Below are 10184 nucleotides of genomic sequence, written 5' to 3' on the forward strand. Positions count from 1 at the left end.
GGCGGTGAAAGTGATGGCCTCTTCGCTGGCAAGCCAGCTCCCACAGGGGATGTGTGTTGTCACAAAACCTGTGGGAGCTGGCTTGCCAGCGATGCTTTTAGGAGGCCCATGCCGGTTTGCGTTTCTGTAAAAAAGCCATGGTTCCCTCGACTCCTTCCGCACCCGTCACCGCTTCGCTGAACCACTGCGCCGCTTCATCGAGCAATTCACTCGACGGCTTCCCGGCGCTGGCCAGCAGCAGTTTTTTAGTCGCGGCATTCGCTTCCGGCGCGCAACACAAAACATGGTCGAGCACTTCATCAAGCCGTTCGGCCAACGCCTGCGGATCGTGTTCGACAAAATGCACCAGGCCCATGCGCCGCGCTTGATTGCCATCGAAGCGCGCGGCGGTCAACGCCAGACGCCGGGTTTCGGTCAGACCGATGCGTTGCACCACAAACGGAGCGATCTGCGCCGGCAGCAGGCCGAGGCTGGTTTCCGGCAGACCGAATTGCGCCTGATGATCGGCCATCGCGATATCACTGACACAGGCCAGACCAAAACCGCCGCCGAGCACCGCACCGTGCAGGACGGTGATCAGCACTTGCGGCGCGTGCTGAGCCTCTTCAAGCAAGGCGCCAAAAGCACGATTCAGATCGCGGTAAGCGTCGCCACCCTGGGCGCGGGCGTTGGCCATGTCCTTGATATCGCCACCAGCGCAGAAATGCCCGCCAGCACCGCCAATCACCAGTGCTCGCACCGCGCGGTCATCGCGCACCGCTGCCAGCACTGCGCGCAGTTCGGCGACCATTTGCAGGTTCATTGCATTGCGGCTTTCAGGGCGATTGAGGGTGATGTGCAGCACGCCACCGTGCTGTTCCAGCAGCAAAGTCTGGCAATCCGGCAGGTTGCTCATTTCTTCTTCCCGGGCAAGGTGCCCATCAGTTTGCAGATGATCCCGAGCATGATTTCGTCGGCGCCGCCGCCAATCGACACCAGCCGCACATCGCGATAAGCGCGGGCGACCGGGTTGTCCCACATGAAGCCCATACCGCCCCAGTATTGCAGGCAACTGTCGCTGACTTCACGGCCAAGACGCCCGGCCTTGAGCTTGGCCATCGACGCCAGGCGCGTGACGTCCTGCCCGCGCACATATTGTTCGGTGGCCTGATAGACCAGTGCCCGCAGGCATTCGATTTCGGTCTGCAATTCGGCAAGGCGGAAGTGAATGACCTGATTGTCGATCAGCGTGTTGCCGAAGGTTTTGCGTTCCTTGCAGTATTCGATGGTGCTGTCGACGCAGTATTCCAGACCCTTGATCATGTTTGCCGCGCCGAACAGTCGTTCCTCCTGAAACTGCAGCATCTGCATCATGAAACCTGCGCCTTCGTGGCCGATGCGGTTGCGCTGCGGCACGCGCACATTATCGAAAAACACCTGGGCGGTTTCCGAACTGCGCATGCCGAGTTTGTCCAGGTGCGAACTCAGGCTGATGCCCGGCGTGTTCATCGGCACCATGATCAGCGACTTGTTGATGTGTGGCTTATCGTCCGAGGTGTTGGCCAGCAGACAGATGAAGTCGGCGCTCGGCGAGTTGGTGATCCACATCTTGCTGCCGTTGATCACATAGTCGTCGCCGTCCTTGCGCGCTGTGGTTTTCAGCCCGGCCACGTCGGAGCCGGCACCGACTTCCGAGACGCCGATGCAACCGACCTGTTCGCCGGTAATCGCCGGACGCAGGAACTCTTCGCGCAGTTCATCGGAGCCGAAACGGGCGAGGGCCGGGGTGCACATGTCGGTCTGCACACCGATCGACATCGGAATACCGCCGCAGTGAATGGTGCCGAACTCTTCGGCGGCGACAATCGAATAGCTGTAGTCGAGGCCCATGCCACCGAACTTTTCCGGTTTGGAGATCCCCAGCAGACCGAGGTCGCCGGCCTTGCGGAATATTTCGTGGATCGGGAAACGTCCGGCCTTTTCCCATGCTTCGACGTGCGGGTTGATCTCGTGATCGACGAACTGGCGGACGGTGCGACGCAGTGCCTCGTGTTCCGGGGTGAAGATCATTTTTATTGTTCTCCGTAAGATCCGTGGCAGTCAGAACCGGCTGACGCCGAAGCTGTTGGGTTGCAGTTCGCGTATGTCGGCTTCGTGGCAGATATCCAGCAGATAACCGAGCAGGGTGCGGGTGTCGCTTGGATCAATCAGCCCGTCGTCCCACAGGTTGGCGCTGCCATAGAGGGCGGTGGACTGGCTGTCGAGTTTTTGTGCGGTGACCTGTTCCAGCATGTCGAGCATCTTCGGGTCCGGAACCATACCGTCCTTGAGTTGCTTGGCTTCGGTGACGATACGCAGCACCTTGCCGGCCTGCGCGCCGCCCATCACAGCGGTGCGACTATTGGGCCAGGCGAAGATAAACCGTGGATCGAGGCCGCGCCCACACATCGCGTAGTTGCCGGCACCGTAGGAGCCGCCGACCACTATGGTCAGTTTCGGCACCCGTGCATTGGCCACCGCTTGAATCAGTTTCGAGCCGTGTTTGATCACGCCTTGTTGTTCAGATTCAGTGCCGACCATGAACCCGGTGGTGTTGTGGAAAAACAGCAGTGGCGTCTGGCTCTGGTCACAGAGCTGAATGAACTGCGCCGCCTTGCTCGCGCCGTTGGGGGTGATCGGGCCGTTGTTGCCGATAAAACCACAGGCACGTCCCTGAATTTTCAGGTTGCCGCAAATGGTCTGCTGGTCGAACTCTCCCTTGAATTCAAGGAACTCTGATTCATCGGCAATCCGCGCAATGATTTCCCGCACGTCGTAGGGTTTTTTCGGGTCGTCGGGGATCAGTCCGAGCAGCTCTTCGATGGGATACAACGGCTCCTTGTATTGCGGTTCCGGCAACCACGGCAGTTGCTCGTTCCACGGCAACATACGCAGGATCTCGCGTACCAATCGCACGCCGTCGGCATCATTTTCCGCAAGGTATTCAGCTGTGCCAGCGACCTGCGCGTGCATCTCGGCACCACCCAGTTCTTCATCGGTGGCTACTTCTCCGGTTGCCGCTTTCAATAACGGCGGGCCGGCGAGAAACAGTTTGGCCTTGCCGCGCACCACCACCACGTAATCCGACAGCCCCGGCTGATAAGCGCCACCGGCGGTGGCCGAACCGTGCACCACGGTAATCTGTGGCAAGCCCATGGCGGACATTCGCGCCTGATTGGCAAAGCTGCGCGCGCCTTCGACGAAAATGTCCGCCGCGTAATTGAGGTTGGCGCCGCCGCTTTCGGCGAGGGTGATGACCGGAAGTTTGTTTTCCTTGGCGATCTGTTGCAGTCGCAGGGATTTTTTCAAACCGCTGGGGGAGATCGTCCCGCCCTTGATCGCGCTGTTGTTCGCCACCACCATCGCGCGGATGCCGCAGACATAACCGATGCCGGCAATCAATCCTCCACCGGCGGCGCTGCCATCCTTGTCATCGTGCAGTTTGTAGCCGGCGAGACTGGCCAGTTCGAGGAATGGCGCGCCGGGGTCGAGCAGCAGGTTCAAGCGTTCGCGCGGCAGCAGTTGCCCGCGCTTGTCGAATTTCGGTTTGGCCTCAGCGGCTTTGTTCAGCAGGTTCTGTTCGAGCTGTTGCACATGTTCGATGGCTGTGAGCATTGCAGCGCGATTGCGGCTGAATGCTTCGCTGTGTGGATCGAGTTGGGAGTGGATCACCGGCATGGCTTACTCCTTGTCCTTAGGGACTTGCGGACGAAGCACTTCCGGCAAATAGGCACGGTGAAAGCCATTGAACGACTCGCTGTTGGTCGCCTTGTGCAATGGCCAGGCACGACTGCCGAGGCTGGCGGCGCCATCGATTTTCAGTGTGCTGCCGCTGATAAATGCGGCGGCCGGGCTGAGCAGGAAGACAATCGCCGCGCTGACCTCCGATTCAGTGCCGATGCGCTTGAGCGGTACGTGCTCGCGCAAGGTCGGAATCACCGCTTTGAATGCGCCTTCGTAAGTGTCCATGCCGCTGGACGCGATCCAGCCCGGCGCCACCGCGTTGACCCGCACTCCGGCGTAACCCCACTCGAATGCGGCGGTCTTGGTGAAGTTGTCCATGCCCGAACGTGCGGCGCCCGAGTGGCCCATGCCGGGCATGCCGCCCCACATGTCGGCGAGCATGTTGACGATGTTGCCGCCATGTTTGCTCATCGACTGATTGAACACTTCCCGCGCCATCAGAAAACCGCCGACCAGATTGGTGCGCAACACGGTTTCGAAGCCTTTCTGATTGATCGAGGCCAGCGGTGACGGGTATTGGCCGCCGGCATTGTTGACCAGACCATGGATCGGCCCGTGTTCGCCGATCAGTTCGCTGACCAGTTGCCGGACCGCGTCTTCATCGCGAATATCGCAGGCCTTCCAGTGCGCACGACCACCGTCCTCGGTGATTTCTGCAGCAACTCGTTGCAGCTTTTCCGGCTTGCGCCCGACCAGCAATACATTGGCCCCGAGTGCCGCCAGTTCATGGGCGGTGCAACGACCGATGCCGCTGCCGCCTCCGGTGACGATGATGGTCTGGCCGCTGAACAGATCGGCTTTGAAAATCGATTCGAACGCCATGCACACAATCCTCTAGTCGAACTGCTCGGCGATGCTCTGCGGCACCGGGATCTGGATTTCCAGCAATTGCTGGGCGAACGCTTTGCCTTGCGGGTCGATACGCAAACTCGCTACGCCGCCGCCACCGAGGGCGTTTTCCAGAAGGAAATTCAGGCTGTGGGTGCCAGGCAGATACCAGCGTTCGACCCGGCCGTGAACCGGGTCGAGCACATGGCTCATCCAGTCGACGATCACTGCCGGGGTCAGGGCTTCGGCGATCCACGGCAGATATTCGGCACGACGTGGCATGACGCCGATGTTGCTGTGATTGCCCTTGTCGCCGGAGCGCGCCACTGCCAGTTTCACCAACGCCACACTGGCATCGGCGCGGCCATCGGGTTTGGGAGGTTGATGCGGCGTCGGCAACTCTTCGGTGTCGAGCGGCACTTGCGAGGGCAGGGCGCAGGGGTGAGATTTACCGGCCATGTCGATTTGCAGGGTGCAGGCGTTTTTGTCGATCAGGAATGAGAACAGCCGGATCAATGGGTAAACCGTGGGGCGTCCGCCGACGATCCCGGTCAACCCCGGTGCCATGCCGGTGGCGGCTTGGGCGATCTCGCGGGAAAACAGGATCAGCGCCTGTTTGTTTGGATGACGCACCGCAAGTTTGATCACCACTTCGCGGCTGTCCTGGCGCTGGCCATGGGGGCCGTAGGTGGCTTCGCTGCCAAGCAGTTCGATGTGCGTTTCGCTGTAGGGTCCCCAGCCGCGTTGCTCGAGTATTTCCGAGGTCTTGGCGATGATCGCCTGACTGACACGGCGAGCCTTGTCCACCGCATCGATGCCGGCGATCAGGCAACTCGCGGTGCAGCGGAAACCGTCCGGATAAGTGGCGCTGACTTTGTATTTATCGCTGGGCGGCAGGCCTTTGGCTCCGTGCACATGCACTGCGTTTTTGCCCTGTTGCTGAAGTTTGACCTGAGTGAAATCGCAGATCACGTCCGGCAACAGATAAGCCTGCGGATCGCCGATTTCGTAGAGCATCTGTTCGCCGACGGTCAGCGGCGTGATTAGCCCACCGGAGCCTTCGGGTTTGCTGACGATGAACTGACCATCAGCGACGACTTCGACGATGGGGAAACCAATGTGTTCGTAATCCGGCACGTCGCGCCAATCGGTGAAGTTGCCACCGGTGCACTGTGCGCCACACTCGATGATGTGCCCGGCCAGCGCGGCCTGGGCGAGTTTGTCGTAGTCGTGCCACGACCAATCGAATTCATGCACCAGCGCCGCGCTGACCACTGCGCTGTCGACCACGCGCCCGGTAATCACAATGTCGGCGCCCAGGCGCAGGGCTTCGACGATGCCGGGGGCGCCGAGGTAGGCGTTGGTCGAAACGCACATCGGCGGCAACGGTGCAGCGCTGAACATCTCGCGGATGCCCAGTGTTCCGAGCTGTTTGAATTGTGGTTGCAGGTCATCACCCGACAGCACGGCGATTTTCAGCGTGACACCGGCCTTGTCGCAGGCGGCTTGCAGAGCGGCGGCGCAGGCGTGGGGATTGACCCCGCCAGCGTTGCTGATGACGCGGATTTTCTGTTCGGCAAGTTGCGGCAGCAGTGGGGCGAGCACCTCGATAAAGTCGCTGGCGAACCCGGCCTGTGGGTCTTTCATGCGCGCGCCGGCCATGATCGACATGGTGATCTCGGCGAGGTAGTCGAACACCAGATAATCCAGCCGTCCCCCAGCTACAAGCTGCGCGGCGGCGGTCGACGTGTCACCCCAGAATGCACTGGCGCATCCGATGCGGACGGTGGTTGGCATTTTTATCTCCGGCTCGGAAACCTGCGATAGAAGTGGATCGAGGCTACCAAGCAAGCGCTTGGTTTGTAAACAGCAAAAATTATCTTCCAGCCAAGCGCTTGCTTGGTCGCTGTCGGCGGCTTAAATTGCGCGCAACCCTGCGATTTTTCAGGGGGCAACAGACTGATCGACTGTAGGAGAGAACGGGTGGACGAGCAAAAAGCCCTGAGGGTCATGCGCGAACTGGTCGACAACGGCGAGTTGACCGACCCGGACAGTGCCCGTGGCAAATTGCTGCAAGTGGCGGCTCATCTGTTCCGCAACAAAGGCTATGAACGCACCACAGTGCGCGATCTGGCCGGGGCGGTGGGGATTCAGTCCGGCAGCATTTTTCATCACTTCAAAAGCAAGGATGAAATCCTCCGTGCGGTGATGGAGGAAACCATCCGTTACAACACCGCATTGATGCGTGCGGCACTGGCTGACTCCAGCAATGTGCGCGAGCGGGTGCTGGCGCTGATTCGCTGTGAGTTGCAATCGATCATGGGCGGCAGCGGCGAGGCGATGGCGGTGCTGGTCTATGAATGGCGTTCCCTGTCCGAGGAAGGTCAGGCCAAAGTCCTCGCGCTGCGCGATGTCTACGAAGATATCTGGTTACAGGTGTTGGGCGAGGCCAAGGATGCCGGGTTCATTCGCGGCGACGTATTTGTTACCCGACGTTTTCTCACAGGCGCGTTGTCCTGGACCACCACCTGGTTCCGTGCCGGTGGCAGCCTGAGCCTCGATCAACTGGCTGACGAGGCGCTGATTCTGGTACTTGAAGAGCGCTGAGACGCTTTCTATCGGATTGGGAAACTGGCTAACTGGGCGAAACCGCCTAGCTTGAATGCATTGATCGGTATTTTTCGGGGAGTGGGGTGTTTTGAAGTCTTCGCCAATTGGGACGGCCGCGAGTCTGGTACTCGTAGCGCTGGCGGCATTTTTGGTTTTGCCCGTGCAGGCGGCGCAATTGGTTCGAGTGGGCGCGGCGCATTTTCCGCCTTATACCATCCGTCCGGAAAACGGCGCAGATACGGGTTTGTTGCCGCAATTGGTCGAGGCGCTCAATGCGCTGCAGAGCGACTATCAGTTCGTCCTCGTTCCGACTTCGATTCCCCGTCGTTTCGGTGATTTCAAGCAGGGCCGGATCGACATGGCGATCTTCGAGAACCCCGATTGGGGGTGGAAAGACATCCCTCATACCGATGTCGATATGGGCCTGGAGGATGCGGAGATTTTCGTCGCGCAACACAAGGACGGTCGTCAGCAGAACTATTTCGCTGATCTCGCCGGCAAGCGTCTGGCATTGTTCAGCGGCTATCACTACGAGTTCGCCAACTTCAATGCCGACCCCAAGTTCCTCGACCAGAACTTCAATGCGACGTTGACCTATTCCCACGATAGCAACCTGCTGATGGTGCTGCGCGGGCGGGCCGACATTGCGTTGGTGACACGCTCCTATCTGTTCGATTACCTGCAACGTAACGAAAAGGTACGCGATGAGTTACTGGTCTCGCAGCGTATCGATCAGGTCTATCACCATTACGCCATTCTTCGACCGACCGCGCCGATTACAGGCGAGGCTTTCAGCAAATTGATGCAAGGTTTGCGCGACAACGGTCAGTTGTTGAAAATCTTCGAACCCTACAAGATTGCCATCGTGCCGGTTCCTCATACATGACCTGCGGATTTTGACTTCCAGCCTAAATTTCCTCCCCCGGCTCACGTCACATCGTTGAACTGTCGACGATTATCGTGAGCCCGACCCATGTCCAATCTGAATGATCTGACTGCCCTTGCCTTGCCTTCGGGCAGCCAATTGGTAGCCGATGCAACCGAAAGCCGTCTGTGCCTGAGCCTGGACGGACAACCGCTGATCCGCCTGCGTCTTGACCGGGAAGCCAAGGGGCCGATCCAGCTCGATGAACGTTACGCGTTGCCGCTCGGCCAATCGCTATGGGCTGCCTGCTATTGGCTGTTTACCCGTGACCCTGAGAGCCAGCAACTGATCTGGCAACTGGATCAGCCGCCGACCGAAGCCTTGCTCAGTGGTTTGTTGGTGAGCACCGAAGTGCCTGGCGAATATCGCTGCGAGCGCACGCTGTTCTGGCAATTGCCGCAACCGTGGCTTGGCACCTCGCTGACTGGCAGCTATCCGCAGCAAATGATCATCAGCGATGGCAAACGCCATCCACTACGTCCGGTGAAACCACGCGGTGAAGTCTATCGGCGTTTCGACGCGCGCCTCGGCGCGTGGATTTCCTTGCGTACGGTCGAGATCGAGGAAGACCTGCCGCGCTTCAATCGCTGGCAGAACAGTCCGCGAGTTGCCAGTTTCTGGCAGGAAGAGGGCAGCATCGAAAAGCATCGCGAATACTTGAGTAAACTCGACGCCGATCCGCACACGCTGACCTTGATTGGTTGCTTCGACGATCAGCCGTTTGCCTATTTCGAGGCCTACTGGGCCAAGGAAGATCGCATCGCACCGTTTTACGATGCCGACAATTACGACCGTGGCATTCACATGCTGGTGGGTGAGGAAAGTCATCGCGGCCCGCACAAGGTTGCGAGCTGGCTGTCGGCGTTGGTGCATTACCTGTTTCTGGATGATCCGCGCACTCAGCGTGTGGTCGCCGAACCGCGTGCCGACAACGCGAAGATGATCGGTCACATGCAGAACCAGTGCTTCCACTGCGAAAAAGAGTTCGACTTCCCGCACAAGCGTGCAGCGCTGATGATGTTGGGGCGTGAGCGGTTTTTTGATCGGTGCAAGCTGGCTTGAAATGGTAGGGGGTTGAGTCCCATTGCGGTCTCAAGTCCGCCTTCGCGAGCAAGCTCGCTCCCACAGGGGTTATGAACCACACCAATCCATTGTGGGAGCTAGCTGCCACAGGGGTTATGAACCACACCAATCCATTGTGGGAGCTAGCTGCCACAGGGGTTATGAACCACACCAGTCCATTGTGGGAGCTAGCTGCCACAGGGGTTATGAACCACACCAGTCCATTGTGGGAGCTAGCCTGCTAGCGATTCGCGGCGCTGAAGTTTTGCGGCTTATCGACGGCCTGCAGCCACCACATCACGACGGCTGCCCGACACCTTGCGGCAGTGCACCAGCGCATCACGGATCATGAAGTTGACCAGGGTCGGCGACACGCCAAGTTCCTTGGCGATGTCCTTCTGCGGCACGCCGTGCAAACGGTACATCTCAAAGGCGTAGCGAGTGCGGCTCGGCAGCTCGGTCAGCGCATCGGCGATGTGTTCCAGGGTGGAGAAGTTGATGTGCGAGGTTTCTGGCGAAGCACCCTGAATGACCACGTTCAACCCTTCCTCTTCAGGACCGGAGTATTTCTGCTCCAGTGCCTGTTTGCGGTAGTGATCGATCGCCAGGTTACGCACGATCTGGAACAGATAACTCAATTGAGCCTTGATCGACGACGTGATCGGAGGCGCCGACTGCAGTCGGAAGAACGCATCCTGCACCACATCTTCGGCACGTGATCGGCAGCCGGTAATGCGGGCTGCAATCTTGACCAGAATCAGTCGATTCTCGACGAAGGCCTGAAGTAGCGGTGAATCGCACCTGCTTGTGGATACTTGTTCCGTCATGGAAATCACCTTGCTGCCAATAGGTTAGTGGGACGCCTGGGGACGGGGCCGTCCTACACATCGAGCGACAAATTATGTTGAATGATAATGATTGTCAATTGAGAAAGAGAATTAATGATCCACAACAGTGCGTAATGAGAACTGCGACACGCCGCCGCAGCCCAGCCCCA

At 59.2% G+C, this 10184-nt stretch carries 9 protein-coding genes; 3 read left to right on the forward strand and 6 right to left on the reverse strand.

Annotated elements, in window-relative coordinates; all coding sequences use genetic code 11:
* Nucleotides 1–97: 97 nt before the first annotated feature.
* From ACTWLJ_RS16200 to ACTWLJ_RS16220, 5 genes are read right to left on the reverse strand one after another with little or no spacing between them, the layout of a single operon-like run.
* A complete protein-coding gene (locus tag ACTWLJ_RS16200; RefSeq protein WP_445177548.1) occupies nt 98–895 on the reverse strand; it encodes an enoyl-CoA hydratase/isomerase family protein in 798 nt (265 codons plus the stop codon).
* Nucleotides 892–2049: a citronellyl-CoA dehydrogenase gene (atuD, locus tag ACTWLJ_RS16205; protein WP_445177549.1), complete on the reverse strand. Its 1158-nt coding sequence runs from the start codon at nt 2047–2049 to the stop codon at nt 892–894. Before atuD ends, ACTWLJ_RS16200 begins: the two co-directional genes overlap by 4 nt.
* 30 nt (nt 2050–2079) lie before the next feature.
* Complete coding sequence (gene atuC / locus ACTWLJ_RS16210) at nt 2080–3696, reverse strand: geranyl-CoA carboxylase subunit beta (protein WP_445177550.1); 1617 nt, start codon at nt 3694–3696, stop codon at nt 2080–2082.
* 3 nt (nt 3697–3699) lie between these two features.
* Entirely contained in the window at nt 3700–4584 is an 885-nt protein-coding gene (locus tag ACTWLJ_RS16215; protein ID WP_445177551.1) for an SDR family oxidoreductase, read from the reverse strand.
* Nucleotides 4585–4596: 12 nt separating this feature from the next.
* Nucleotides 4597–6387 (reverse strand): acyclic terpene utilization AtuA family protein, encoded by a 1791-nt coding sequence (locus ACTWLJ_RS16220; protein WP_445177552.1) that lies wholly within the window; start codon nt 6385–6387, stop codon nt 4597–4599.
* Nucleotides 6388–6573: 186 nt separating this feature from the next.
* Between ACTWLJ_RS16220 and ACTWLJ_RS16225 the strand changes: the two genes are divergently transcribed.
* From ACTWLJ_RS16225 to ACTWLJ_RS16235, 3 genes are all read left to right on the forward strand, one after another.
* A complete protein-coding gene (locus ACTWLJ_RS16225; RefSeq protein WP_401213339.1) occupies nt 6574–7197 on the forward strand; it encodes a TetR/AcrR family transcriptional regulator in 624 nt (207 codons plus the stop codon).
* Nucleotides 7198–7288: 91 nt separating this feature from the next.
* The gene (locus ACTWLJ_RS16230) at nt 7289–8086 is read left to right on the forward strand and encodes a substrate-binding periplasmic protein (protein WP_445177553.1); all 798 of its coding nucleotides are present in this window, start codon (nt 7289–7291) and stop codon (nt 8084–8086) included.
* A gap of 87 nt (nt 8087–8173) precedes the next feature.
* Nucleotides 8174–9187, forward strand: a complete 1014-nt coding sequence (locus ACTWLJ_RS16235; protein WP_445177554.1) for a GNAT family N-acetyltransferase — start codon at nt 8174–8176, stop codon at nt 9185–9187.
* A 272-nt stretch (nt 9188–9459) separates the two neighbouring features.
* Here the strand turns inward: ACTWLJ_RS16235 and ACTWLJ_RS16240 are convergent, their stop codons facing one another.
* Entirely contained in the window at nt 9460–10014 is a 555-nt protein-coding gene (locus ACTWLJ_RS16240; protein ID WP_401213330.1) for an RNA polymerase factor sigma-70, read from the reverse strand.
* Nucleotides 10015–10184 lie beyond the last annotated feature (170 nt).

This window comes from Pseudomonas sp. McL0111, from assembly GCF_052567255.1.